This window comes from Marinimicrobium sp. UBA4209 (assembly GCF_002381585.1).
Lineage (GTDB): Bacteria > Pseudomonadota > Gammaproteobacteria > Pseudomonadales > Cellvibrionaceae > Marinimicrobium > Marinimicrobium koreense.
The window spans coordinates 1-26,913 of sequence record NZ_DFTP01000037.1 but is presented as its reverse complement, the minus strand read 5'-3'; the positions used below and the strand labels follow the sequence as shown (position 1 = coordinate 26,913).

Annotated in this window: 17 protein-coding genes and 1 other RNA gene; 7 read left to right on the top strand and 11 right to left on the bottom strand. The window is 55.6% G+C overall.

All coding sequences use genetic code 11. The features are described from left to right. Positions 1–195 precede the first annotated feature (195 nt). The 7 genes from B3187_RS05350 (at position 196) to B3187_RS05320 (ending at position 12,539) form a co-directional block, all read left to right on the top strand. A complete protein-coding gene (locus B3187_RS05350) occupies positions 196–912 on the top strand; it encodes a HEPN domain-containing protein (RefSeq protein ID WP_286804972.1) in 717 nt (238 codons plus the stop codon). Continuing rightward, a complete protein-coding gene (locus B3187_RS05345) occupies positions 890–4,162 on the top strand; it encodes a helicase-related protein (protein WP_286804971.1) in 3,273 nt (1,090 codons plus the stop codon). Before B3187_RS05350 ends, B3187_RS05345 begins: the two co-directional genes overlap by 23 nt. Continuing rightward, entirely contained in the window at positions 4,159–4,905 is a 747-nt protein-coding gene (locus tag B3187_RS05340) for a DUF4391 domain-containing protein (protein WP_339618860.1), read from the top strand. Before B3187_RS05345 ends, B3187_RS05340 begins: the two co-directional genes overlap by 4 nt. Further along, entirely contained in the window at positions 4,898–6,856 is a 1,959-nt protein-coding gene (locus B3187_RS05335) for a site-specific DNA-methyltransferase (protein WP_286804970.1), read from the top strand. The genes B3187_RS05340 and B3187_RS05335 overlap by 8 nt, the downstream gene beginning before the upstream one ends. A gap of 11 nt (positions 6,857–6,867) precedes the next feature. After that, a complete protein-coding gene (locus B3187_RS05330; RefSeq protein ID WP_286804969.1) occupies positions 6,868–8,526 on the top strand; it encodes an RNA-binding domain-containing protein in 1,659 nt (552 codons plus the stop codon). A gap of 106 nt (positions 8,527–8,632) precedes the next feature. Continuing rightward, on the top strand, positions 8,633–11,734 hold the full coding sequence (locus B3187_RS05325; protein ID WP_286804967.1) for a type III restriction-modification system endonuclease: 3,102 nt from the start codon (positions 8,633–8,635) through the stop codon (positions 11,732–11,734). Positions 11,735–11,900: 166 nt separating this feature from the next. Further along, positions 11,901–12,539 carry a hypothetical protein gene (locus tag B3187_RS05320; protein WP_286804965.1) on the top strand — a complete coding sequence of 213 codons (639 nt, stop codon included), beginning with the start codon at positions 11,901–11,903 and terminating at the stop codon, positions 12,537–12,539. 512 nt (positions 12,540–13,051) lie between these two features. Here B3187_RS05320 and B3187_RS05315 read toward each other — a convergent pair. The 11 genes from B3187_RS05315 to uca all read right to left on the bottom strand — a co-directional run. Continuing rightward, complete coding sequence (locus tag B3187_RS05315; protein WP_286804963.1) at positions 13,052–13,558, bottom strand: putative molybdenum carrier protein; 507 nt, start codon at positions 13,556–13,558, stop codon at positions 13,052–13,054. 517 nt (positions 13,559–14,075) lie between these two features. Further along, positions 14,076–15,317 (bottom strand): integrase domain-containing protein, encoded by a 1,242-nt coding sequence (locus B3187_RS05310; protein WP_286804961.1) that lies wholly within the window; start codon positions 15,315–15,317, stop codon positions 14,076–14,078. A gap of 185 nt (positions 15,318–15,502) precedes the next feature. Further along, positions 15,503–15,860, bottom strand: a transfer-messenger RNA (tmRNA) gene (ssrA, locus tag B3187_RS05305). A gap of 183 nt (positions 15,861–16,043) precedes the next feature. Beyond that, on the bottom strand, positions 16,044–17,189 hold the full coding sequence (locus B3187_RS05300; RefSeq protein ID WP_286804959.1) for an OmpA family protein: 1,146 nt from the start codon (positions 17,187–17,189) through the stop codon (positions 16,044–16,046). 143 nt (positions 17,190–17,332) lie between these two features. Beyond that, entirely contained in the window at positions 17,333–18,028 is a 696-nt protein-coding gene (gene urtE, locus B3187_RS05295) for an urea ABC transporter ATP-binding subunit UrtE (protein WP_286804958.1), read from the bottom strand. A 130-nt stretch (positions 18,029–18,158) separates the two neighbouring features. Continuing rightward, entirely contained in the window at positions 18,159–18,983 is an 825-nt protein-coding gene (gene urtD / locus B3187_RS05290; RefSeq protein ID WP_286804957.1) for an urea ABC transporter ATP-binding protein UrtD, read from the bottom strand. Beyond that, positions 18,980–20,125 (bottom strand): urea ABC transporter permease subunit UrtC, encoded by a 1,146-nt coding sequence (gene urtC / locus B3187_RS05285; RefSeq protein ID WP_123639077.1) that lies wholly within the window; start codon positions 20,123–20,125, stop codon positions 18,980–18,982. Before urtC ends, urtD begins: the two co-directional genes overlap by 4 nt. Before the next feature lie 34 nt (positions 20,126–20,159). After that, entirely contained in the window at positions 20,160–21,782 is a 1,623-nt protein-coding gene (gene urtB / locus B3187_RS05280) for an urea ABC transporter permease subunit UrtB (protein ID WP_123639076.1), read from the bottom strand. An 83-nt stretch (positions 21,783–21,865) separates the two neighbouring features. After that, a complete protein-coding gene (urtA, locus tag B3187_RS05275) occupies positions 21,866–23,176 on the bottom strand; it encodes an urea ABC transporter substrate-binding protein (RefSeq protein WP_286804955.1) in 1,311 nt (436 codons plus the stop codon). 98 nt (positions 23,177–23,274) lie between these two features. Beyond that, the gene (locus tag B3187_RS05270) at positions 23,275–23,976 is read right to left on the bottom strand and encodes a GntR family transcriptional regulator (RefSeq protein WP_286804953.1); all 702 of its coding nucleotides are present in this window, start codon (positions 23,974–23,976) and stop codon (positions 23,275–23,277) included. Positions 23,977–24,193: 217 nt separating this feature from the next. Then, positions 24,194–26,913 (bottom strand): urea carboxylase (gene uca / locus B3187_RS05265; RefSeq protein WP_286804952.1); only part of this gene is annotated, 2,720 nt, incomplete at its 5' end.

Below are 26,913 nucleotides of genomic sequence, written 5' to 3'. Positions count from 1 at the left end.
TTTCGTCTGGGTGGAGGCAGCGACATGAAGGTAATCACCTACCCAATAGGATGTGATAAGGTTCACGAAAAAGCCGGACATCGGCAAAAAGCCGGCATACCGGCAGAACGCCGGAAAACCGGCAAAGGGAACCGACGACAGAACCTGTCCGCTAGTAAACGTCGGTCCGCCAGGGTGGGCATTTGGGAGGGGGTAATGGGGAGCATTCATAAAGAGCTGAAGGCGCGCCAGCGCGCGGAGCGGGACAGCTACCCGGAGAATCTGAGTCTGCGCGTGCACCGCGCGCTGAGCTGGCTCGACCGCGCCGAACAGGACGACGACCCGGACAGCCGCTTCATCTTTCTGTGGATCGCCTTCAACGCCGCCTACGCCACGGAAATCGACGACCGCATCCACCTCAACGAACAGGCCACCTTCAACGGCTTCCTGGAGAAGCTGTGCGATCTGGACACCGAGAAGTGTATCGGCGAGCTGGTGTGGAAGGCCTACCCGAACGCCATCCGCGTCCTGCTGGATAATCCTTACGTCTTCTCCTGCTTCTGGGGCCACCAGAAAGGCCACCTGACCGAAGCGCAGTGGAAACACAGCTTCGACGGCGCTAAGAAAGCGGCGCATTCAGCCCTGGCCCAGCAGAACACCCCGGTGGTGCTCTCCATCGTCTTCAGTCGCATCTATACCCTGAGAAACCAGATCATGCACGGCGGTGCGACCTGGAGTGGCAGCGTCAATCGCGACCAGATTCGTGACTGCGTGGCGATTCTGGCGAACTTGGTGCCGGTGATTATTGAGGTGATGATGGATAACCCCCGGGCGCTTTGGGGTGAGGCGAGTTATCCGGTTGTTAAGCCGAATCACGAAGGTAAGAGAGCTGGCTGGCGACGGAGCAGTCATGAAACTGATCGACAATATTAATGAGCTTCTTGGGGACGATCTGCGACGGTCTATCGAGCCCGGCGCAAAGCTGAAAATTGCAGCGTCCTGTTTCTCCATCTACGCCTTTGCTGAATTGAAGAAGCAGCTCGAATCCATCGACTCCCTGGAGTTCATCTTCACGTCGCCGACTTTCATTCCTGACGACGCAATAAAAGACAGCGGTCGCAAGGTCCGGCGCGAGTTCCATATTCCAAAAGCCGAACGTGAGCGGAGCTTTTACGGCAGCGATTTTGAGATACAGCTGAAGAACAAACTGACGCAACGAGCCATTGCCAGGGAGTGCGCGGACTGGATGCGACGCAAGGCGGCTTTCCGCTCCAATCGCAGTAAAGCGCCGATGCAGCAATTTGCCTGCGTCGATACGGGCGATTCAGGAGCCGTATACCAGCCCCTTCATGGTTTCACTGCCGTCGATCTGGGGTATCAGCAGGGCGACGCGGTCTCGAATTTCGTCAACCGGTTTGACGACCCGGCCTACACGGCCAATTTCCTGAAATTGTTCGACCAGATCTGGGACGATCCCGAAAAAATAGAGGACGTGACCGAGCGGCTTTGCGACCACATCGCCTCCGTGTACCAGGAAAATTCGCCCGAGCGCATCTATTTCCTGATGCTCTACAACATCTTCAGCGAATTTCTGGAAGACATCAGCGAGGACGTCCTGCCGAACGATCGCACCGGCTATCAGGACAGCTTGATCTGGAACAAGCTCTACAGCTTCCAGCGAGATGGGGCCACCGGGATCATTAACAAACTGGAAACCTACAACGGTTGCATACTGGCGGACAGCGTGGGCCTGGGCAAGACATTCACGGCGCTGGCGGTCATCAAGTATTACGAACTGCGCAACCGTTCCGTGCTAGTGCTTTGTCCCAAGAAGCTGGCGGACAACTGGCTCAACTACAACCGGAACCTCACCACCAATCCGCTGGCGAAGGATCGCTTTAACTACGAGGTGCTCTGCCACACGGACCTTCAGCGCACCAGCGGAGAATCCTTCGGTACCCGCCTGGATCGCGTCAATTGGGGCAACTACGACCTTGTAGTGATTGACGAATCACACAACTTTCGCAATAACGATGTGTTCAAGGACCGGGAAACCCGCTACCAGCGTTTGATGAGCAAGGTCATTTGCGAGGGCGTGAAGACGAAGGTTCTGATGCTCTCTGCAACGCCCGTCAACAACCGGTTTACCGATTTGCGCAACCAGCTCGCGCTGGCCTATGAAGGCGAATCCGATGCGCTCAGCGCCAAGCTGCGGACGGAGACCGATGTCGAGGAAGTATTTCGTCGCGCCCAGGCCGCGTTTAATGCCTGGTCCAGGCTGCCAGCGGAAGAGCGCACACCAAACGCCATTCTCGACGCGCTGGACTTTGACTTCTTCGAGCTATTGGACAGTGTCACTATTGCCCGCTCCAGAAAGCATATTGAGCAGTTCTATGACACGACAGAGATAGGCACTTTCCCGGAGCGCCTCAAACCGCTGGCCTTCAATCCACCGTTGACCCAGCGCAGCGACGTGATCGGTTTCAATGATATCTACGCGCAGCTTTCGACGGTCAAGCTCGCGGTCTATGCCCCGGTGAACTATATCTTGCCCAGTCGGCTGGCAAAGTATGAAGAGCTCTACGACACCGAGGTGGCTGGCGGCGGGGGGCGACTAAAGCAAGCTGATCGGGAGCGCAGTCTTCAGGCGCTGATGACCACCAACCTGCTGAAGCGCCTGGAAAGCTCGGTAGAGGCTTTCCGTATCACCCTGCAGAAGCTCCAGGACAACCACACCCGCACGCTGGAGAAAATCGCGAACTACAAGGAAACCGGACGCGATCTCGGGTTTGCCGATGTGACGGTCGCTTTTGAGGATGCCGAGCCAGAGGACGAGGAATTCCTGGCGGCAGACGATGAATCTATCGGCGGAAAAGTCCGGATCAGCCTGGCCGATATGGATCTGCCGTCCTGGGAGCACGATCTCGAGGCAGACCTGGGCATCATTGCGGCCCTGCTGGCCGAGATGCAGAAAGTCACCCCGGAGGACGACGCCAAACTGCAACACATCAAGGCGCACATCAACGACAAGATCAACGCGCCCATCAACACCGGTAACAGTAAGGTCATCGTCTTCACGGCCTTCGCGGATACCGCGCATTACCTCTACCGCAACCTGGTGCCCGGGGTTCTAGAAGCGCACGGCCTGCACAGCGCCATCGTCACCGGTTCCGATGCGCCTAAATCAACGCTGGGCAGGGGCTATGACTTTCAATCCCTGCTGACGCTGTTCGCGCCGAGGGCGAAGGACAAACACCATGTCCTGCCTGACGAGCCCAACGAGATCGACCTCCTGATCGCCACCGACTGCATTTCCGAAGGCCAGAACCTTCAGGACTGCGACTATCTGATCAACTACGACATCCACTGGAACCCGGTGCGCATCATCCAGCGCTTCGGCCGCATCGACCGAATCGGCTCGCCGAATGCCAGTATCCAGCTCGTCAACTATTGGCCGGACATCAGCCTGGACGAATACATTAACCTCAAAGAGCGTGTCGAGAACCGCATGGTGATCGTCGATGCCACCGCCACTGGCGACGACAACCTGCTCAACACCGAATCCAGCGAAATCGCCTACCGCAAAGAGCAGCTTCGCCGCCTCCAAGAAGAAGTGATCGATATGGAAGACGTTAAAACAGGCGTCTCCATCACGGACTTGGGGCTGAACGACTTCCGCATGGACCTGCTCAACTACATCAAAACTCATGGCGAGCTGGCTAACCTGCCCAGCGGCCTGCACGCTGTCGTGCCGACAAACTGGGATAGTGACCTGGTGCCGGGGGCGATCTTTACCCTGCGCAACCGTAACCACGCGGTTAACATTCAGCAACAGAACCGGCTGCACCCGTTTTACCTGGTCTACATCGCCAACGACGGCGAGATCATTGCCAACCATACCGAAGTCAAGCCTTTGCTGGACCTGGCCCGCTCCGCTTGCCGGGGGCGCACTGAGCCTATCCAAGCGGCATGTCAGCCCTTTAACCGGGCCACAGACGACGGTCGCAATATGTACTTTTACTCCGACCTGCTCGACCAGGCTATCCGCAGCATCATTCAGGTGCAAGACGAGAAGGATTTGGACAGCCTCTTCACAGGTTCGCGCACCAGTGCACTCACCAACCCCATCGCTGGGTTGGATGACTTCGAGCTGCTATCCTTCATCGTCGTTCAGGAGACATGATGAGCGGAGAGGCCAGCCACCCAGCGCTGTTAGACTACCCTGAGCGTGCGCGGCTGAGTCGGGTCGTGCCTAAGAACCGCATTGTGGGTGCAGGCACGCCAGGCCGCAGGGTGCGCGATCAACTCACAGCCCAGGTCGCTAGAATCACCTGGCAGTACAAGCTGGCGCCGGAGACACTGAACCTGCAGGGTAGCAGGGCAGTGCCCGAGATCCAGATATTCAGAGTAGCGCTGAAGCCGGCCGGAGTGGCGGATGCGCTGCCGGTTGAGGTGCTGCGTTGCATTGACCGTGCCATCGGCTTTCCGCTGATCTTCGAGGTGACCGCCAGCCGCGAGGACGGCGCGCCCCGTGATGCCATTCGGGTGGCGGCCACCTACAAGCGGCCCAGTGAGTCCGACGCCAACAAATGGGTGATCGACGACTACTTCGCCACTGACTGGCTGCCAGCGGACATGCCACGGGCGCCGCTGCCAATTGCGTTGGATTTACCTCGGCTGTACGAGCAGGTATTGCGGCTACTGATTCCGGTGTCGACCCGCTCGGGCGAGTCCATGGCGGCCTTGGTGGAGCGCCACAGCCGGGTCGTCGGAATGCAGCGCGAATGCCAGCGGCTGGAAGCCCGCGTTCAGCGGGAAAAGCAATTTAACCGAAAGGTAGAGTTTAACCGCCAGTTACGGGGGTTGAAGGCGGAGCTCGATGCCTTGATCGAATCAACGAATGAAGGACAGAAGAAACATGGCTGAAAAACCGAAAACCAACAAACTGAAAATGCATAGTCCCGACCTTAGCCAACAGAACATCGCCAAAATTAGGAAGCTCTTCCCTGGTTGCGTAACTGAGGCTCGCGAAGAGACAACCGGGAATCTGCGCCTAGTGGTGGACTTTGATCAGTTGAAGCAAGAGCTGAGCGGCCATATTGTTGAGGGCCCTCAGGAACGCTATCGCCTAGACTGGCCCGGTAAGCGAGAGGCGCTTGCACTGGGAAACTCGCCGGTGACAAAAACGCTTCGACCTTCCACGGAAAGCAGCCCCCGTTTTAGTACTACGCAGAACCTATTCATTGAGGGAGACAATTTGGAAGCCCTCAAGCTTATCCAGGAGACATACCTGGGAAAGATAAAAATGATTTATATCGATCCGCCATATAACACTGGGAACGACTTCATTTACGAAGATGATTTTTCGGAGGCTGAAGGAGAATACCTCATTCGCTCTCAGCAAAAGGATAGCGAAGGAAACCGACTCATTGCCAACACATCAGCGAATGGTAGGTTTCATAGCGATTGGCTGACAATGATGTATTCTCGGCTTTTATTGTGCAAGCGCCTACTATCTAGTGATGGGGTCATGTTTATCAGTATTGATGATAACGAAGCCCATAATCTAATCCGTTTGGGCTGTGAAATTTTTGGTGATGAGAACTTTATCGCTCAGCTAGCCGTTTTGGTTAATCCGCGAGGCCGACATCTTGATAGATTTGTCGCCAAGACGCACGAGTCAATTTTAGTGTTTGCAAAGGACGGCATGAACGGCGCCGCTATCCGGGGACTTGAGAAAGAGGGGCGCATGGTTGAAGAATACAATCGGTCAGACGATCGAGGTCCATATCGCCTGCTTGGCTTGCGCAATCGAAATCAGGCGTTTAATCCGACGACTAGGCCAAATCTTTACTACCCGTTGTATGTAAACCCTGAGAGTGGCGCAGTCTCAATCACTAAGTCTGAAGATTTTACTTTCGAAGTTTGGCCTGATGCGCCAAATGGCGTTCAGACTTGCTGGACTTGGGGAAAGGACAAGGTAAAGTCGGAAGCGCACCTTTTGTTGGCAGAACCTCGCGGTGAAGAATGGCGTATTCATAGAAAGGACTATTTGAATAGTGATGACGGGAAAACAGCGAAAAGTCTTGTGAAGTCGTTGTGGACTGACAAGGAGTTCACAAACGACTATGGTCGTAAAGCTGTCAAAGATCTTTTCGGGGCTGCAGTTATGGACTTCCCAAAGTCGCCAGATCTTATTGCTCGCCTTTTGAAAATAGCGACTAGAGAGGACTCTATTGTATTAGACTTCTTCGCAGGCTCAGCGACGACAGCGCAATCCGTAATGACCCTAAATGCAGAAGATGGCGGTGCGCGCAAGTTTATTATGGTTCAGCTACCCGAAGAGGTCGGGTCAGCTTCCAACGCGTACAAAGCGGGATACCGTGATATCGCCGAACTCGCAAAGGAACGCATTCGTCGTGCAGGGAAGAAGATCCTTGAAAACGAATACCATCCTGCCTGGAATCGCGATGTTGGTTTCCGGGAGCTTAAGGTCGATACTTCGAACATGAAGGATGTCTATTACCGCCCGGACGAACTGAGGCAATCAGATTTACTCGATACAGTCGATAACGTGAAGGAGGACCGCACACCAGAGGACCTGCTATTCCAGGTATTGGTCGACTGGGGCGTTGACTTGACCCTACCCATTCGCCGCGAAACAGTGCAGGGCAAAACCGTCTTCTTCGTAGACGAGAACGCGCTGGTTGCCTGTTTCGATAAGGGTGTTACAGAAGATCTGGTTAAGGAGCTGGCTGGCCATGAGCCCCTGCGGGTTGTTTTTCGCGACAACGGCTTTGTTTCCGACGCGGTAAAAATCAACGTGGAACAGGTCTTCCGTCAGCTTTCGCCGACCACTGAAGTCAGAAGTCTCTAAGGAGTCGCGGCATGGACGAGCAAGCTCTGAATGCGCTGCTTGAGACCTTGATCAGCACCTGGGAGAACGAGGTGGTGGAGTTCAAGCAGGCTGGCAATGATTACGACACCAACAAGATTGGTGAGTATTTTTCGGCGCTCAGCAATGAAGCCAATCTGCGGGGGCTGGAGCGTGCGTGGCTGGTCTTCGGTGTTAGTAATAAAACCCGTGGTGTGGTGGGTACTCTCTACCGGCAAGAGCCAGAGCGCTTACACGGCCTTAAACAGCAAGTGGCGCAAAGCACCGAGCCCAGCGTTTCCTTCCGCGATATCCATGAGCTGCAGCATGCAGGCGGGCGGGTGTTGCTGTTCGAGATTCCCGCAGCGCCAAGGGGTATCCCGATTGCGTGGAAAGGGCACTATTACGCCCGAGCGGGCGAAAGTCTGTGTTCTCTAGGGCTGGACAAGCTGGATGAGATTCGCCAGCAGACCCTAGCGCAGGACTGGAGCGCGCAACTGGTGCCGGCGGCCAGTCTGACCGATCTGGACGAATCGGCGCTGGCCAGGGCGCGAAAGGCCTTTGTCAGGAAGTATGCCAACCGCTTCAGTCCCGAAGAGGTTATGAGCTGGCCGCTGGCGACCTTCCTGGACCGGGCGCGCATTACCTTGAACGGCCAGGTTACGCGCACGGCGCTGCTGTTGTTGGGCAAGCCCGAGGCAGTCTGGCACCTGTCGCCGCACCCAGCTCAGATGACCTGGAAGCTGGAGGGGACCGAGCGGGCCTATCAGCACTTCGCACCTCCGTTTCTGTTGACCACCACCCAGCTGTATCAGCGTATTCGCAATATCCAGCTGCGTTTGTTGCCCCAAGACGAGCTAATGCCGATTGAAGTCTCCAAGTATGACCAGAAAATCGTGCTGGAAGCATTGCACAACTGCATTGCGCACCAAGATTACACCCGTAATGGCCGGGTCGTGGTGATTGAGCAGTCCGACCGCTTGATATTTGAGAATGAGGGCAGTTTCTTCGAGGGTGCTCCGGGAGACTATCTGGAGGGCAACCGCATCCCCCGCCGCTACCGCAATCCCTTCTTGGCACAGGCCATGGCTGAGCTGAACATGATTGATACCATGGGCTACGGCATTCACGACATGTACGCCCGCCAGGCCAAGCGTTACTTTCCCATGCCGGACTATGAGCTTGGGGAGCCCAGTGCGGTCAGCCTGACCATCTACGGTGGTGTGGTGGACCCAGCCTATAGCCGGCTATTGATACAGAAAACCGACCTGCCGCTTGCGGATGTATTGGCTCTGGACCGGGTACAGAAAAAGCTGCCGATTCCCGATGAGGCTGTGGCCCGGCTGAAGCGTGCCGGCCTGATTGAAGGGCGCAAGCCCCGCTTTCATGTATCGGCCAGCGTCGCCAAGGCCACCGGGAGTATGGTGGATTACATCCGTACCCGAGCCCAGGATGATGAGTTTTACGCCAAGCAGGTCACTGATTACCTTCGGCAGTCTGGCGGGGCCAGCCGCGCCGATATCGATAAATTACTGTTCGATAAGCTGAGCGACGCCTTGTCTAATGAGCAAAAAGTAATAAAAATCAGCAACTTACTGACCAAATTAAGACGCCAAGGGGTTATTTTTAACGCTGGTTCACGAAGCAGGCCAGAATGGAAACTTGCAGAATGAATATGTTCCTTAAAATATCATTTTCTCTTAAAAATCAATTGGTTATGCCTTTCTGCAAAGTGGTCGAAGCTAACAAAATGCAGAAAGAATGCAGAAAGAGGATGCCATGAAACTCAAGTTCAAGGTCCAGTCATATCAGACCAACGCCGTCAACGATGTGGTGGAGTGCTTCGCCGGACAGCCCATGACTTCGGGCCTGAATTATCGCATCGATCCCGGACGCAAGGCGCAAGCCAGCGCCTTTGAGGAGGGTTTCAAGAACGCCGACTTGGCGCTGACCGAAGCGCAGATCCTGGACAATATTCAGAAGGTCCAGCGTAGGCAGAACCTACCTGGCTCGCAGTCATTGACGGACTTTACGACCTTTAATGCTAAGGGTGAGCGTGTGCCCGCCCCCGCAGCTTACAAGAAGGACGCCCTGGCTGCGACCCGCGTTCACCTTGATGTGGAGATGGAGACGGGCACGGGTAAAACTTATTGCTATATTAAGTCTATCTTCGAGATGAACAAACGCTATGGCTGGTCAAAGTTCATTATCGTCGTGCCTTCTATCGCCATCCGCGAAGGGGTGTACAAGTCCTTCGAAGTGACCGCCGAGCACTTCACTGAAACCTACGGCAAGAAGGCGCGGTTTTTTATCTACAATTCCAAGCGCCTGCATGAAGTCGAGAGCTTCTCTTCGGATGCCGGAATCAATGTGATGATCATGAACATCCAGGCGTTCAACGCGCGGGGCAAGGACAATCGTCGTATTTATGATGAATTAGACGACTTTCAGTCGCGCAAGCCAATCGATGTAATTGCGTCGAACCGGCCGATTTTGATTCTGGACGAGCCACAGAAGATGCAGGGTGCGGCCACCATGGAGGCCCTACCGAAGTTCAAGCCGCTGTTTATCCTGCGTTACTCGGCTACCCACCGTACCCAACACAACCGGGTACACCGGTTGGACGCGCTCGACGCTTATAACCAAAAGCTGGTGAAAAAAATCGCGGTTCGCGGCATTCAAACCCGTGGGCTCGCTGGAACCAGTGCCTACCTGTATCTCGAAGGTATCGACATCTCGAAGCATGCCCCGGTGGCTCGGATTGAGTTGGAGGTGAAGCTGAAGTCGGGCGAGATCAAACGACAGCTTCGGCGGATGGCATTTCGCGACGATTTGTTTACGATCTCTGGCGAGCTGGACCAATACCAAGGCTTTACAATCAGCCAGATCGATGAACGAAACGACACAGTGGAGTTTACCAACGGGGAAATACTGAAGGCCGGCGAGGCGAATGGTGATGTCACGGAGCGTGACGTCCGTCGTATACAGATTCGTGAGACGATCAAGGCACACCTGGACAAAGAAAAGCAGCTCTTTGCGCAGGGCATCAAGGTGCTGTCACTGTTCTTTATAGACGAGGTGGCAAAATATCGCGACTACGACGCACCTGATGAGAAAGGCGAATACGCGCGGGTTTTCGAGGAGGAGTACGATCTGCTGAAAAACGAGTACCTTTCTGAGCTTGCTATCGATAACGAGCAGTACCGGAAGTATTTGGCAGATATTGAACCCGGTCGAACCCACAATGGTTATTTCTCGATCGACAAAAGGACCAAGCGGATGAAGGACCCAGCCGTCGGTGCGAGATCCGTTGATTCCGATGACGTAGACGCTTACGACCTGATTCTAAAGGACAAGGAACGCCTGCTGGCCTTTGAAGAACCGACGCGGTTCATCTTCTCCCACTCCGCACTTCGCGAAGGCTGGGACAACCCGAACGTATTTGTTATGTGCATGCTGAAGCACAGCGACAACACCATTTCTCGCCGCCAGGAAGTGGGGCGTGGGTTACGCCTGAGCGTCGACCAGCATGGTGACCGCATGGATCACCCGGCCGTGGTACACGATATCAACGTGCTTACGGTGGTCGCGAGTGAGAGCTACAAAGACTTCGTGGTGGGTTTGCAGAAAGAGATTTCGGAGACCTTGTCGTCGCGCCCACGCCAGGCGACAGAGGCCTACTTCACCGGAAAGACGATCACGACAGATCAAGGGGTGGTCGAAGTCACCGCTGCCATGGCGAAACAGATTTATCGTTACCTAATAAAGAACGATTACACTGACGATGCCGACCAGATCGCCGACGCATACCATGATGCCAAGGACTCCGGAACGCTCGCAGAGCTGCCAGAAGACCTGAAGCCTCATGCCTATCAGGTTTTCCAACTGATCGACAGTGTCTTCAGCGACGCTCAACTACCGAAGGTGGATGACGGACGTAAACCCAAGACCAACCCCCTGAACGCGAACTTCGAGAAGAAGGAGTTCCGGGCTCTGTGGGAGCGTATCAATCGCAAGGCTGTATATCGGGTTGATTTTGATTCGGAGGAGCTAGTTAAAAAGTGCGTTGGTACTTTAGACAAAGAGTTGCGGGTGACCCCTTTGCAGTACACCGTCCAAGCGGGTGTTCAGCAGGATGCTTTAACCGATGAGCAGCTTCGTGGCGGTGATGGATTTTCAGTTCAGGAGACCAAGAATGAGTACGGAGATTCTATTCATTCATTGGTAAAGTACGATCTCGTAGGAAAAATTGCTGAAAACGCTCATTTGACCAGAGAGACCACGGCGGCAATACTTAGTCAAGCACAGGCGGCGGTTTTCGCGCAGTTCCAAAAGAACCCTGAACACTTCATCGCGGAGGCTACTCGTCTTATTACTGAACAGAAAGCAACCATGGTGATTGAGCGCCTTGCATACAACGAGGTGGGTGAGTGCTACGACGCCGACATTTTCACCGCCAACCAGACTGGCCAAGATTTCTCCCGTGCTACGGCGAAACTCAAGAACCACGTCTACGATTATGCGATAACGGACTCCGATGTGGAGAGTAAGTTTGTAGAGGAGCTGGATACGAGCCATGAAGTCGTCGTGTATGCCAAGTTGCCGCGCGGCTTCCTGATCCCGACGCCTGTCGGTGACTATAACCCCGATTGGGCGATATCCTTTAGCGCCGGAAGTGTCAGGCATATCTACTTTATAGCCGAAACCAAAGGCTCCATGTCGTCTATGAAGCTGCGTGAGATCGAGAAAACGAAGATCGAGTGCGCCCGGAAGTTCTTCGACGAGATAAATCAAAGGATCAGTGAAGATCGCGTGAAATACGATGTCGTTACGGATTACTCAAAGCTGATGGACGTTGTTGGGCGGGCTACTAGCGTGTGATCAAGAGAATAAGCCTGGGTAGGAACTAGCTGCCAACTATTGATGCGGCGTCCGGGATCCGGCAATCTTCGGCGGGCTGGGTGTGTATCCTTACGAGGGGCTTCTATATTGTATTTAATGGCTTAGATATCCGATCAGAAAACGTTTGTAAAGTGGAGGAGAATCGATGGGTCGAAGTAAGAGAAAGGCGCAACAGAAAGCTATCATGGAAAAGCATTCTCATCCTTATTTGGACTGCCCGGTGACCTACGGTGAGGTCTCTAAAGTGCTACATGACCTGGATCCTGGGAACACTTGTTGTGGCCACAACGAGGGCATGGAGGACGAGTACGATCTCATAGCTAGATCTGCAGTGAGTGAATCTGGTGGAGAGCATGCTAGGATCGGCCAGGCCGTAGTCGATGAACTTTGTGTTTCATTTGGCTCTTTCGATGGCGACCCAGGCACTATAGAAGCCATTTTGTATGCATTTCGCGCAGAAGAAATTGAAAGAATTCTGAAGTGTCGTTCAGAAAAAATTAGAAGCATTCATGCCCACCTTTTTCCGGAGGACTATGACTTCGTTTACGATTCAATTTCTGACGTTCGTGATCGTCACAAAGGCATCGATCCCATGTCGCTGGAGTATCGACAAAAGTGGCAGCTGAAAAGGAGAAAGCTTGAATTGCAGGAAGAGCTTTATAGCCGAGATACTATGGAGTTTGTCGAGAAGCTATATTTGCGTCTGAGCTGGCATGAGGTTGATATTTTGCTCTACTCCAAGGAGATCGACTGGGAGCGATTAGCTAATACGATGAAGCTTTGAATAACTGCTTTTAGCTTGATTGGAAGCTTGTATTTTCAGACTGTTTCGAGCGCTTGAAGAGCTTAGAGCTCTAAGGTGAGTCCGTGTGAAGTTAATGAAGTGCAAGGTCGAGCGTTTGACGTAAGATTTTAGACGTGAAAAAAATTTTTCTTAAGAAGAAAATTGAGTTCTCTGGAGCCGTAAGACTGTCTAAAATGAAGGAGGCAGAAAAGGTGTGGCGTGACGATCTCCCTATTAGAATACGCAATGTTCTCAGCCACGAGGCTATAGTGTCTGATTATCAAAAACTTCACAATAGTCTAATATTTTCCAGAGGAATTCGATTTTCTAAGAATGAAAAGAAGGAGTTGCAGAAATTTTGGAGACGTCTTTTCCCGGCTGTTTTCGTAAGCGGTAGAGCTTCAATTACCTGAGCTAAGAGTTAGTGTAGGCTGCTTGGAAAACGCCAAGCAATAATGATAGCCAAAAACTATCATAATGCGGGCAATGATTGTTGCGGGCACATTTGTCAACTAAGCTCCACCAGGCCTTGTGGGATCAGTTGTACCCTTTGGCTTATGGCTTTCACGTAAGACAAGGGTTATCGATTGCTTTACGTGGTCGTAGATTTCTGGGCAGCTACTTGCTCTGGGTCCTGCTACGTTCAGTGTACTGATCCCAAAGTTTTCAATAAATCTGCTCAGGACTTCTGCCGACCTTCTGGGATCAATCAATTGAATATCAATTAGCTTGTAAGGTTTCTTTTGCTTGATGCAGAAGAGAACTGATGCTTCAGTGCCGCCAGTCGGGTATGAGCTGTAGAAAATTGCGGTTCCGTCAGAGTCCGTCACATTTTTTTTGTTACGTTGCCGGTAGCCACCCTCAATTTCGGTCAGCTTGTACTTGTTACTTATTGAGCCATCCTCAGCTAAACGCCCGGCGGGACAGTTCCCACCTATAGGGAAACCGGCTTCAATACCTGCATCCAGAGCCGCTCTATCCGCTCCGGTTTGTCCACCACTTACAATTTTTGAAAGCATATCACCGTGTCCAGATTAACATATATATAATATAAAAATCTTTCAGTATTCATCACTGGGGAAATGATACACCGCCAAGATAGGGGGTACTCAGAGAATGACCGCAACCGTTCCATAAAGGAGTGCTCGGTGGCTGAGAGGTCTGCCGATATAGTGGCCCATTGTGCTGACTCTGGGTGCGCGCTACTATCTACTTAGCTCGACAGGGCCAGACTTTCGCCATGAAGTAAGGGCTTTCAACTGCTTCAGTTATGGCTTGAAGGGCGGATTCAATACCCATTTCGGTTCAATAATTACCCAAATGGGACGACGGTATCAGCATTATTTGAACCAATTAAAGTCTTTTTATATCAAAGCCTTATGAATATATTTCAAGTCCGGCCTTGGCGCTTGGACCCAGTAAAGCGCATTTAATCGAGTGCGTATGAGCTGCGGGACTCACAGGCCAACGAGAGCCGCGTGCTTTATTCGGCCCCAGCTCTGGCCTTTAGGAGCCATTGCGATTTCTGTTCAACTATCATCCATTCACCACCTTTAGAGGGGGGCTTTGACAGGCGGACAGTGAGCCTATCGACGCCTTTTCGATCTGGCTGCTCCAAACCGTCATGAGCTTCCTTCGAGCCTCCAGATAGTCTGCCCGGTTGTAATCCCCCCGCACGCTGCTGTCAACGTGAGCCAGGCATACCTCAATGAGCTCCGGGTCCTGCCGCATTTCATTCAGTACTGTGCTGGCCAATGCCCTCAAGCCGTGGCTGACAAGCTTACCCCCATAACCCATCCGCTTAAGCGCCATATTGGCGGTTTGGCTATTGGTGTGGGTTCGTGGGTTGCGATCAGATGGAAATAGGTGCTCCCGGTGCCCACTAATCGGTTTTAATGCTTCCAGTAGCGCCAGGCTTTGCTCTGTCAGTGGCACTATGTGCTCTTTCCGTTTTTTCATCCGCTCGGCTGGTATTGTCCATAACTGCTTCGCGAAGTCGATTTCTTCCCAGCGAGCGCCAGCCGCTTCTGAGGGGCGTGTCATGGTGTGCAGCTGCCATTCGATCAGCAGGCGAGTGACTCGCTTGATGCTGGCGTTGGCGATGGTTTGTACCAGCTCCGGCAATTCCTCCGGCTTGATGGTGGGCATATTCTTCTTCTTGGGTTTTAAGAAAGCCTCCCTTATGCCGCTGAGCGGGTTGGTTGGTAAGTACCCACTATTTGTGGCGTGAGTCATGATTTCGTTTAGCCGCTGACATAGGCGCTTGACGGTTTCGAGGCTGCCTTTGGCTTCAATAGGGCGTAGGACATCAATCACCTGTGGAGCGCTAACGTCGGTAATCGGTGTGTGCGCCAGCTTGGGGAAAATATGGATCTCCAGTGACTTCCAGGAGTCGGCTGCATGGTCAGCGGTCACACGGGACTTTTTCAGCTCAATCCACTCTTCGGCGACCTTGCGCAAGGTGTTGCTCGTCTCCAGCTTCCTTTGTAGTGCTTCTTTGTCTCGGTGCGCTTTGGGGTCGATGCCCCGGGCAACGAGCGCGCGGCTCTCTTTGGTTTTTTCGCGAGCTTGAGCGAGGCTGATCTCGGGGTAACTACCCAGCCCGATGTTGACTCGTTTCTTGGAGATGGGGTGACGGTAATTGAAGTTCCACAGACGTGAGCCATTGGCGCGCACGCGGAGTTGAAGGCCACCCCCATCGGACAGGACGTAGTCTTTGTCTCGAGGCTTGGCGGCGGCGACCTGCTTGGCCTTCAGGGTGGTGGTGTAGGTGCTCATTGGGTATTCCAGACTGCCATTTGGTATTCCAAAATATAGCATTGGGTGCCATGGAATACCACTTGGAATACCCGCAGTGTCGGTTGTTACTGGATCTTATCGGACGTTAATAGACTGGAAAACCACGTAACTGCTTGATTTTAGGCACAAAAAAAGACGTCCTAGGACGTCTTTAGATGTGGTGATGGTGGAGCCGGGGGGAGTTGAACCCCCGTCCGCCGATACTCCGCTCTTGGCTCTACATGCTTAGTTTCCGTTTATTGATTTAGCCTCTTACAGCCCAACGGGCAGGACGTAAGACGCGATCCTGTTTAGGTTTTAACGGATCCGCCACAGGCGAACTTCACCGCGATCCAGTTCTATTTGACAGTCAATAACGCGGTACTGGCACCTTGCTATTGACCGCTAGCAGGTTCTTAGGCTGCTAGAGCGTAGTTGTCGTCGTTGGCAACTATTAAGTTGCAGCTTTGGATTAACGTGATTGGCTGCCATCACGACATGCACCTTGAGTTTCGTCACCGGCGTCGAATCCAAATCGGCCCCTTAAAGGGGAATTTGGTCGCGTCGGGCAGAGTGCCAGTCAAGCTGGCCGAACTCGAACCCTGCGATTCATGAGACTACCGGAAAAGCCGGAAGTTCCAGAATTGGGAGCATTGTAGGGCCGTGTGAGGGGTAACGCAAGGTCGCATTACCCCCAAGACGGCCGCTGTCGCCTTCTTTCCTGAATCAGTCTCTGGTTTCGGTGCGGGTCACATCGGCGCTGATCTCCGCAACGACGCGGCGGTTCTGCTCGCGGCCGCTGGCGGTGTCGTTATCGGCGATGGGGCGCTCCTCCCCATAACCAACCGCCTCTACCCGGTCTGCGGGCAAGCCAAAGCGCTCAATCAGCACGTCACGGACCGCGTCGGCGCGGCGCTGGGACAGTTGCTGGTTGTAGGCGGCGGCGCCGCTGCTGTCGGTGTGGCCCTCGACGGTGACCCGGGTCTGGTCGAACTGGCGCATAAAGTCGGCGACCTGCTGCACTTCGGGCATGAACTGCTCCCGAACCTCGGCGCTGTTGGTCTCAAACTGCACCTGCATTTCGATGGAGACCGACTCGGTCAGCTCAACCGGACAGCCCTGATCGTCCACCCGGTATTGGCGGGCGGTATTGGGGCAGTTGTCCCGGTGGTCCGGCACGCCGTCGCGGTCGCTGTCCAGGGCGCAGCCTCGGGCATCGACGCGGGCTCCTTCGGGCGTATCGGGGCACTGGTCCCGGTTATCGACCACCCCGTCGTTGTCGCTATCCTGTGGTGTGGTTGGAGCGGGTTCGGGCGCGGTTGACCGTGCGGGGCGGTCGTCGTAACCGAACAGGAAGCTCAGGCCGGTGCTGATGGCGAAGTCAGTGTGTTCGGCATCCAGGTTGTTGAACAGGCGCATATCGGTGCGCCACAACCAGCGTTTGGACAGTTGGTATTTGACCCCGACACCGGCATTGATCAGGGTGTCGTTCTGGGCCCGGGCCAGGGTGGGGCCGGACAGCTCCTGGTCGCCAACGCCGAAGGCGAAATAGGGACGAGCGCGCTGATTGCGATCGGCCAGGTGATAAAGCGCGTCGAGGCGATACTGTTCGCCGTCGATATCCACACCGGTTTCACTCTGCTCGGTGTCGAATTGCGAGGCCATCAATTCCAGGCCCCAGCGTTCGCCGAGGTTCATTCCCAGGCCAAGCTGATAGTGACCGGTGTCTTCCAGCGGGGTGTCAAATACCGTGCGCCCCAGGCCACCATGGAGTTCAAAGGTGGGGTGGTGCAGGTCGTGGTCGTCGGCGTGGGAAAGGGGTGTGGCCGCGAGGGCCAGTGCTGTAAGCGGGGTTCCAAATTTAAGTGCCATTAATGTCTCTCCTGAGTGATTCCGTGGCAATTGATACCTGCTAAGTGTAGCAGGCTTGAGCAACAGTCCGTGTATGGGGGTGAAACAATGTGATTCAAGTCACCCCCTTTCTCAGGGTCGGTTGATGACGGCCCGAGGCATGGTTATACACTCAAATACTTCTGTACCAGATGGTCGTCCAGAGCGGCAATCGCGCCAGAGGCCTGAGTGTGGCCTTTTTCCATGATAAAAAAGTCATCGGCCACCTTGCGGGCGAACGGCAGTTTCTGTTCAACCAGCAAAACGGTGAGCCCCATTTCCCGATTGAGTTTGCCAATCACGTTGCCGATATCGCGCACGATGTTTGGCTGAATGCCCTCGGTGGGCTCGTCCAGCAGCAGAACTTTCGGGTCCAGCACCAGGGCCCGTCCGATGGCCAGTTGCTGTTGCTGGCCGCCGGACAGGTCGCCCCCTCGGCGGTGGCGCATGTCGAGCAGTACCGGGAACAACTCGTAGATGTGATCGGGGACTTTGGTCTGACCGTCGCCCCGCGCGCCGAGAGAGATTTTGAGGTTTTCCTCAACGGTCAGCTGCGGAAATATTTCCCGGCCCTGGGGTACGTAGCCGATGCCGGCCCGGGCGCGGGCTTCGGTGGAGAGTTTACTGATGTCTTTGCCGTTGAGCCGGATACTTCCTTCGGCAATGGGCAGCAAACCGGTGATGCATTTGAGCAGTGTGGTTTTGCCCACGCCGTTGCGCCCGAGCAGGCAGCCGCAGGTGCCTTCACGGACTTCCAGGGACAGGTCCCAGAGGATGTGGCTTTGGCCGTAATATTGGTTGACGTTTTCGATGGTTAGCACGGGGGTCTCCGTTGTTACAGTCCAGGTCGTTGGTTGTTTTAGGGGGTATTTACGGCGGATGCGCTGGGCTCCGAATCGTCGGACCGATCCGCCCTACGCTACCTAGTGGCGGTATCCGCCGTTACCCACACTATTCACCCAAATACACTTCGATGACTTTTGGGTTGTTCTGCACCTGATCCATGGTGCCTTCGGCCAATACCGAGCCCTGGTGCAATACCGTGACCTGGCGGGCGATCGAGCGCACAAAGGCCATGTCGTGTTCCACCACGATCACCGAGTGATCGCCGGCGAGGGAGGTCAGCAGCTCGGCGGTGCGTTCGGTTTCCTCGCCGGTCAATCCGGCGACGGGCTCATCCACCAGCAACACCCGGGGGCTCTGCATCAGCAGCATGCCGATTTCCAGCCATTGTTTTTGACCGTGGGAGAGCAGACCGGCGGGGCGTTGAACCTCTGACAGTAAACCGATCTGGCGGACCACTGAATCAATCCGGTCCGTCTGCTCCGCCGAGAGTGATCGGGTCAAGGTGAACCAGACCCGCTTGTCGGCGGCGGTGGCGAGCTCCAGGTTTTCGTATACCGTCAACGCTTCGAAAATGGTCGGCTTCTGAAACTTCCGACCGATGCCGCCCCGGGCAATTTGATGCTCGGACAGGTTCAGCAGATCAATCTGTTGTCCAAAGTACACGCTGCCCTCATCGGGTCGGGTTTTACCGGTAATCACATCCATCATCGTCGTTTTTCCGGCGCCGTTGGGGCCGATGATGCAACGCAGCTCGCCATCGTCCACATACAGGTTCAGATTGTTCAGCGCCTTGAAGCCGTCAAAACTGACCGTCACGCCTTCAACGTACAGAATCGGGCCGTGACTGGTATCCAGGGGTTTACCAAAATTCGGATCCCGTTTGGGTAGCGCCCTCTGACTGAATTGATGGGCTTGCTTGATCAGGTTCATGGCGCCTCCTTGGGTTCGGTTGTTTGGTCGGCTCCGGTCTGGGGATCGGTCTTGTTGCCTTTGCGCTTGAGGCGATCAAACAGACCCACCAGGCCCTTGGGCAGAATCAAGGTGACAATCACAAACAGGGCACCGAGCACAAACAGCCAGCTCTCCGGTGACCAGGTGGTAAACAGGGTTTTGGCGTAGTTCACGGAGAAGGCACCGACAATGGCCCCGTAAAGCGTCCCGCGACCGCCGGTCGCCACCCAGACCACCAGCTCGATGGAGTTCAGGGGTGAGAATTCACCGGGATTGATGATGCCCACCTGGGGCACGTACAGGGCGCCCGCGATGCCGGCGAGCATGGCGGAAAACACAAACAGCCAGAGTTTGTAGGCTTCCACTTTATACCCGCAAAAACGGGTTCGACTTTCGGCGTCGCGAATGGAAACAATCACCCGCCCCATGCGAGAGGTGACGATATAGCGGCAAGCCAGGTAGCCGAGAATGAGCATAATGGCCGAGGCGATAAACAGGCTGTTGCGGGTGCCTTTGTCAGTGATGGAAAATCCCAGGATGTCCTTGAAGTCGGTCAGGCCGTTGTTACCCCCAAAGCCCATCTCGTTGCGGAAGAACGCCAGCATCAGCGCGTAGGTGAGCGCCTGGGTGATGATCGCAAAGTAGACCCCGGTCACCCGTGAACGAAACGCGAGCCAGCCAAACACCAGGGCCAGCAGGCCGGGCACCACCAGTACCATCAGCGCGGCGAACCAGAACATATCGAAACCGAGCCAGTACCAGGGCAGGCTGTCCCAGTTCAGAAATACCATGAAGTCCGGCAGGTCGGGATTGCCGTACTGGCCCCGATCACCAATCTGACGCATCAGGTACATGCCCATGGCGTAGCCGCCCAGGGCGAAAAAGGCACCGTGCCCGAGGGACAGGATGCCGGCGTAACCCCAGATCAGGTCCACCGACAGGGCCAGTAGTGCAAAGCACAGAAACTTGCCGATCAGGGTGACCAGGTAAGTCGAAACATGGAAGGGCGAACTCTCCGGCACCAGCATATTGCAGACCGGAACGATCACCGCCATCAGGGCTACCAGCCCCAATACCAGCATGCCGCCCCGATCACTGAGTAGTAAACGTTGTGTCAACATAAGTGTCTCTCGAAACCTTTCAGCAGGGCAGGGGTTATTCCGCTGCCCGTCCTTTTTGAGGGAACAGGCCTTTGGGGCGTTTCTGAATGAACAGAATCAGCATCACCAATACCAGCACTTTGGCCAGCACCGCGCCCGCCCAGGGCTCCATGAATTTGTTGAGTACGCCCAGCCCCATGGCGCCCACCAGGGTGCCCCAGAGGTTGCCTACACCACCGAACACCACCACCATGAATGAATCGATGATGTAGGCCTGGCCGAGGTTGGGGCCGACATTGGTCAGCTGCGACAGGGCGACACCGGCCACGCCCGCCACGCCCGAGCCGAGGCCGAAGGTCATGGCGTCGACCCAACTGGCGCGCACTCCCACCGCGCGCGCCATGGGGCGGTTCTGGGATACCGCTCGCACTTTGAGGCCCAGCGAGGTGCGTTTGAGAATGGCCATAAGCATGAAGAACACGATCAGGCCAAAGGCGAGAATGTACAGGCGGTTGTAGGTGAGCGAGAGCGCCGGGTTGATGACCATCGAGCCGCTCATCCAGTCAGGTAAGGTCACGCTACGGTTCAGCGGCGAAAAAATGGTGCGAGCCGCTTGTTGAAGAATCAGGCTGATACCGAAGGTGGCCAACAGGGTTTCCAGGGGGCGGCCGTACAGAAAGCGGATCACCCCTCGTTCAATGGCAATGCCCACCAGTCCGGCGACCAGGAAGGCCGCGGGGACGGCCATGGCCAGGCTCCAGGCAATCTGTCCCGGGAACAGCTGTTGAATCACCCAGGTGGTGTAGGCACCGATCATCATCAGCTCGCCATGGGCCATATTGATCACGCCCATTACCCCGAAAGTGATGGCCAGACCAATGGCGGCGAGTAACAGGACCGAGCCCAGGCTCAAGCCGAAGAAAATGCTTTCGACGAATTGGTAAAATTCGAGTTTGGTCTGGATAGAGGCCAGTGCTTCTCCGGCGGCTTCCTGCACGGCGGGCGCCGGGTCGTCATCGCGCAGACGGCGCAGTTCGTTGCGGGCTTCGCCCACCAGTGAGCCACGCAGCGATTGGATGGCGGACAGGCGAACTCGCTCGTTGTCGCTCTTGAGGTCGTAAAGAGAGAGGGCGGTTTCAATGGTTTCATTTACCAGGCGCGTCTCTTCGATATCGCTGCGAGCTTGCAATAGTTCGATGTTGTTTTCGTCGATGCCCTCTTTGATCATCCGTTGTACTGCTTCGTAGCGGGTCTGGGTATCTTCGGAATCGAGGTTCAGGCGCGCGAGTATGTTGCGAATCTGGGTGCGCATCCGCGTTGTGACGGGAATGCGTTTAGTATCGATCGCGGCGTCCAGGCTTGCTCCGGTGAGTGCGTTCTCCAGGCTGCCATCGGGCCGTTCAATCAGAATGCGGCTTTCGTCTTCGTCATCGCTGTACAGGTTCCCTTCCAGCAGGGCCGTCAGTACGATCGGAACTCTCGGGTGAGCGACTTGCGCCAGGGCGTCAATGGCGTCGTCCCGTTGCATCAGACTGGCCTGGGCGACCGCTCGAGTCTGTTCGGCCAGGGCGTTCTCCTCTTGAGCGAGCGCCGGCGTTGCAATGCACAGCAACAGTGGCAGTAAAAAATGCAGTAACCGTTGCCCAACGTGGGTCCTTGGTTGACCAGTGGTAATCATAACAGCGTGCTCTTATTGCCAGAATGGGTGCACCGCCCGGGCTGCGCCGGGCGGTGGTGCTTCTTGTGGCCTGTCGTTCTGGTTTATTCCGCGGCTGGCGCGGCGCCCAGGCACTGTTTGGTTTTGGTGTTGTAGTTGCCGCAGTTGACCGGGTCGGTCCAGTCGGCAATCAGGTCCTTGCTTCCTTCGAGGTAGTCGGACCAGGCATCACCGGGCACGAGGTCTTCGGTTTGCCATACGGTCAGGAACTGTCCGTTATCCTGAATCTCACCAATGTGAACCGGCTTTTCGATGTGATGGTTGGGCAGCATTTCACTGATGCCGCCGGTCAGGTTGGGTACCTTTACACCCACCATGGCATCGATCACAGCGTCGGTGTCGGTAGTACCCGCTTTCTCGACCGCTTTCACCCACATGTTGAAGCCGATGTAATGCGCCTCCATCGGGTCATTGGTGACGCGCTCTTCACTACCGATAAAGTCGTGCCATTTTTCAATGAACGCTTCGTTCTGATCGGTATCGACGCTCATGAAATAGTTCCACGCGGCCAGGTGGCCGACCAGAGGCTTGGTGTCGATACCGGACAGCTCCTCTTCGCCCACGGAGAAAGCGACCACCGGGATGTCTTCCGCCGATACCCCTTGGTTACCCAGTTCGCGATAGAACGGCACGTTGGCGTCCCCGTTGATGGTGGATACCACAGCCGTCGGTTTGCCCTGGCTGCCGAAGCGTTTGATGTCCGACACAATGTTCTGCCAATCGGAATGACCGAACGGGGTGTAGTTGATCATGATGTCTTCGTCGGAAACGCCATTGGCTTTCAGGTAGGCTTCCAGAATCTTGTTGGTGGTCCGGGGGTACACATAGTCGGTGCCGGCCAGTACCCAGCGTTTGATCCCTACTTCATTCATCAGGTAGTTCACGGCGGGAATTGCCTGTTGGTTGGGCGCCGCGCCAGTGTAGAACACATTGCGCGAAGACTCTTCACCCTCGTACTGCACCGGGTAGAAAAGAATACCGTTAAGCTCTTCAATCACCGGAAGAACCGATTTACGGGAAACCGATGTCCAGCAGCCGAAAATGGCATCGACTTCTTCCTGGGTGATCAGCTCGCGGGTTTTCTCCGCAAACAGTGGCCAGTCGGAGGCTGGGTCGACAACCACCGGCTCCAGCTGCTTACCAAGCAGGCCGCCCTTCTTGTTCTGTTCTTCGATCAGCATCAGCATGGTGTCTTTCAGCGTGGTTTCCGAAATGGCCATGGTGCCGGATAGGGAGTGAAGAACCCCCACCTTAATGGTGTCTTCTTCCTGGGCGTGGGCCGTGAGACCCGTCAGAGCCATACTGCAGGCGACCGCCAGGGTGCCAATGGGTTTGAGTAGTTGAGCTAGCTTCATGAGTCATTCTCCATTGATGTCGGTTTTACGGTGTATTGCTGGGTAAACATCCTGTTGTGGGTACAGTGGCGTACGTTCTCCTGAAATCGGGTTGTCGGTCAGGGGTTGGATGTCTTCGGTAACTGGTGCCCCTGACGGGCTTCGTGCAACATGTGCAGCGTGATCTTTCTGACTTCGGCCTGACTTTCCTCAATATGCGTTTTCAGCAGGCGTTGGGCTTCGTCCGAGCGGCGCTTGATGATGGTGCGCAGAATCTTTGCGTGTTCCTGATAGGTCGCCTCAATCCGTGGCCGCTGGGTGAAATCAATGCGCCGGATGATGCGCAGCCGTTCGGTAATGTTGTGGTGGACCCGGGCCATCTCTTCGTTGCCGCAAGCCTCCACCAGATGAACGTGAAAGCGTTCATCCATCAGGCTCACCGTGGGCCCGTCGTCCAGTCGGTCGCTGACCGGCACCAGCCAGAATTCCTTGAGTGCGTCCAGGTCCGGGGTTCCCTCCATCTCGCAGAGCTTTCGCACTGCGGCCTGTTCAAGCACGATCCGTAACTCGTACAGCTGATCGAACTTTTCAAAATCGAACGGCTTGACCTGCCAGCCCGCGCGAAACATCACATCGACAAAACCCTCTCTCTGCAGAAGCGTCAGGGCTTCACGCACGGGGGTTCGACTGGCGGACATGCGTTGGGCGATTTCGCTTTCGGTAAAGCGGTCTCCGGGCAGCAGCACGAAATCAAAAATTTCCTGCTTGAGGGCGCTGTAGACCCGCTCGGTCAAACTTGGGCGATCCGATTTTTGATTCACTGCTGTCCGCCTTGAATATGATCATGTATGCAAGATGGTATTCAGCAGGAACTGTGCCAAACTCGAAATCTGGTGGTGAAATCCGGTAAGTGACTGAGAAAACAACAGGTTTTATGGAGAATAAAAAAAGGAGCGCTCTAAGGCGCTCCCGGGTGTGCACTTAAATGATGCGTGCAATACGTCATTTGCCTCATGTTCGCCCCGAGGCTGACGGTGATCAGTCTTCGAGTACCATCAGAATGTCGCCCGCATTGACCGGCTTTCCGGGGGCACAGTGCACGGCACTGACGGTGGCTTTACGGTCGGCATAGATGGAAAACTCCATTTTCATGGCCTCCACAATCAGCAACGGCTGATCCGGCTCCACCGATTGCCCCGGCTCCACCAGGAGCTTCCAGATATTGCCGCTGATGTCGGCGGTCACGGCATGACCGTCCACATCGTTGGGGTCAATGGCGGGGCCGGCCTGCAGAGCGGCTTCCACCTGTTTTTCTTCATCGGCCTGCCAGAGCGCGACCTCTTCTGTAAACGCAGCCTGCTGTTTTTGCTGAAACGCGGCGATGCTCTCAGCGTTCTCTTCCAGAAAACGTTCATGCTCGGCAATATCGAACCAGGTCTCCTCTATGTCGATGCTCAGACGACCTTCGCGAAAGGCTTCGCGCTGCTCGGTGAGTTCGGCTTCGGTGACCGGGTAGTAGCGCACCTGATCAAAAAAACGCAGTAACCAGGGCTCACCATGGATAAATACCGGGCTTTTCAGAAACTTGTTCCAGATAGGTAGCGTCCGACCCACGAGCTGATAGCCGCCGGGAGAGTCCATACCGTAGATACACATGTAGACACCGCCGATACCGACCGTACCTTCGGCGGTGTAAGTGCGGGCCGGATTGTACTTGGACGTCAGCAGTCGGTGACGGGGATCAATGGGCACGGCGCAGGGGGCGCTAAGGTAAACGTCTCCCAGCCCCAGTACCAGGTAGCTGGCATTGAACAGAACCTCGCGCACCTGATCGATGGATTCCAGTCCGTTGATCCGGCGCATGAACTCGGTGTTGCTGGGCAGCCAGGGAGCGGTATCACGCACCGATTGCCGATATTTGGCTACCGCTTCGAGCGTTGCCGAATCTTCGAATGCCATCGGCAGGTGAATGATGCGACTGGGTACGCGCATCTGGTCCACGGGCGGCAGTGTCTCTTCGATGGATAGTAGCTGTGTGACCAGCTCGCGCTGGTGCAGAACCCGGCTGTCATAATTCACCTGTAAGGAGCGAACACCGGGTGACAGTTCAATAATGCCCTCAATGGGCTTTTCCTTGAGGGCCTCCATCATGGCGTGTACCCGCAACCGGAAGCGCAGGTCCATGACCAGTGGGCCGTACTCCATCAGGATGTATTTATCGCCTGCCTGACGGTAAACCACTTCGGGGCGCCCTTGGGCGGCCGGTAGGGCGGCAAGAATGCAGGGAGAGAGCGAGTGGTCCGGTACAGGAATAGTGAAATCACCCACCGGTTCAGGCTCGGACAGATCGGTGATCGCTTTATCCTGAGCCTTTTCCATGGCCAGCGCCTCATCAAAGCTCAACTGTTTGAAGCGAAGCTTGTCCCCGGGCTTCACCTGGCCGACTTTCCACAGCTCCGCCTTGGCAATGGTCACCGGGCAGACAAACCCGCCCAGGCTGGGACCGTCTTTGGTCAGAATGACCGGCATATCGCCGGTAAAGTTGATGGAGCCGACGGCGTATTCCGTGTCGTGAATGTTGGACGGGTGCAAGCCCGCTTCTCCGCCGTCACTGCGGGTCCAGCTCGGCTTGGGGCCATTGAGCCGGATGCCCAGGCGGTTGGAGTTGTAGTGCACTTCCCAGGCGGTGTTGAAGAACATCTCAATGGACTCTTCCTTGAAAAAGTCCGGGGCACCGTGGGGGCCATAAAGCACGCCGATGTGCCATTCGCGCGGACCCTCGTCGGATTCCTGGGCGTACTCTGGAATCAGTGCGGTGGGGCAGGGTTGGGGTGAATGGGTGGGCGCTGCCGTGGTGCAAGCGGGCAGCGCCGGGTCGCTCACCCGTAACATGTCCGTTGCGCGCAGAACGCGCCCGGCGTGGCCGCCAAACTGACCCAGTGCGAAGGTCGAGCGACTGCCCAGATATTCGGGCACATCAAAGCCGTTGCGCACCGCGAGGTAAGTCCGGCAGCCGTTGACGGCTTTGCCGACTTCCAATACCTGGCCGGCTTTTACTCCGACCGGCTGCCAGAACTCTATGGCTTCGCCGTCGAGCGTCGCCGGTGTGCGGCCACCGGTCAGGGCGATCACAGTATCGGTATGAAAGCGCAGGGTGGGGCCGACAATCGTAAACTCCAGTCCGGCGCTGTGCTCGTGGTTGCCCACAATGCGATTGGCCAGGCGGAAAGCGTAGTCGTCCATGGGCCCGGAAGGGGGCACGCCGATGCCCCAGTAGCCGACCCGACCGGGGTAATCCTGAATGCTGGTGTAGGTGCCTGGCTGCATGACCTCCACCACCGGCGGCTGGTACTCGAAGCTGGCCAGTTTGTTGGTGGCCACATCGCCTGAGGCAAAGAAGTCCGACGCCACGATCTGGCGCAGATAATCCAGGTTGGTGGCGATGCCGGCCATGCGGGTTTCGTCCAGTGCTGCCACCATGTTGGCGATGGCCTCGGCCCGGTCGTTACCGGTGACGATGATCTTGGCGATCATCGGGTCATAGTGGGGCGACACATCGGTGCCGGTGGATACCCAGGTGTCGATACGGGCGTTCTCGGGAAAGTGAACGTCGGTGAGGGTGCCGGGGGAGGGCTGAAAATCCCGTACTGCATCTTCGGCGTAGACGCGTACTTCAATGGCCGCGCCTTTGGGGTCGATTGCCTGGTTCAGGTCGGGGGCATCACCCGCGGCGGTGCGGATCATCCATTCGACCAGAT

What these genes read in the sequence shown, in the direction of transcription:
- B3187_RS05350 (WP_286804972.1), top strand. Translation starts at nt 196, where the DNA reads ATGGGGAGCATTCATAAAGAGCTGAAGGCGCGCCAGCGCGCGGAGCGG.
- B3187_RS05345 (WP_286804971.1), top strand. Translation starts at nt 890, where the DNA reads ATGAAACTGATCGACAATATTAATGAGCTTCTTGGGGACGATCTGCGA.
- B3187_RS05320 (WP_286804965.1), top strand. Translation starts at nt 11,901, where the DNA reads ATGGGTCGAAGTAAGAGAAAGGCGCAACAGAAAGCTATCATGGAAAAG.
- B3187_RS05325 (WP_286804967.1), top strand. Translation starts at nt 8,633, where the DNA reads ATGAAACTCAAGTTCAAGGTCCAGTCATATCAGACCAACGCCGTCAAC.
- B3187_RS05330 (WP_286804969.1), top strand. Translation starts at nt 6,868, where the DNA reads ATGGACGAGCAAGCTCTGAATGCGCTGCTTGAGACCTTGATCAGCACC.
- urtA (WP_286804955.1), bottom strand. Translation starts at nt 23,176, where the DNA reads ATGAAGCTAGCTCAACTACTCAAACCCATTGGCACCCTGGCGGTCGCC.
- urtB (WP_123639076.1), bottom strand. Translation starts at nt 21,782, where the DNA reads ATGATTACCACTGGTCAACCAAGGACCCACGTTGGGCAACGGTTACTG.
- B3187_RS05340 (WP_339618860.1), top strand. Translation starts at nt 4,159, where the DNA reads ATGATGAGCGGAGAGGCCAGCCACCCAGCGCTGTTAGACTACCCTGAG.
- B3187_RS05315 (WP_286804963.1), bottom strand. Translation starts at nt 13,558, where the DNA reads ATGCTTTCAAAAATTGTAAGTGGTGGACAAACCGGAGCGGATAGAGCG.
- B3187_RS05300 (WP_286804959.1), bottom strand. Translation starts at nt 17,189, where the DNA reads ATGGCACTTAAATTTGGAACCCCGCTTACAGCACTGGCCCTCGCGGCC.
- B3187_RS05310 (WP_286804961.1), bottom strand. Translation starts at nt 15,317, where the DNA reads ATGAGCACCTACACCACCACCCTGAAGGCCAAGCAGGTCGCCGCCGCC.
- urtC (WP_123639077.1), bottom strand. Translation starts at nt 20,125, where the DNA reads ATGTTGACACAACGTTTACTACTCAGTGATCGGGGCGGCATGCTGGTA.
- B3187_RS05335 (WP_286804970.1), top strand. Translation starts at nt 4,898, where the DNA reads ATGGCTGAAAAACCGAAAACCAACAAACTGAAAATGCATAGTCCCGAC.
- urtD (WP_286804957.1), bottom strand. Translation starts at nt 18,983, where the DNA reads ATGAACCTGATCAAGCAAGCCCATCAATTCAGTCAGAGGGCGCTACCC.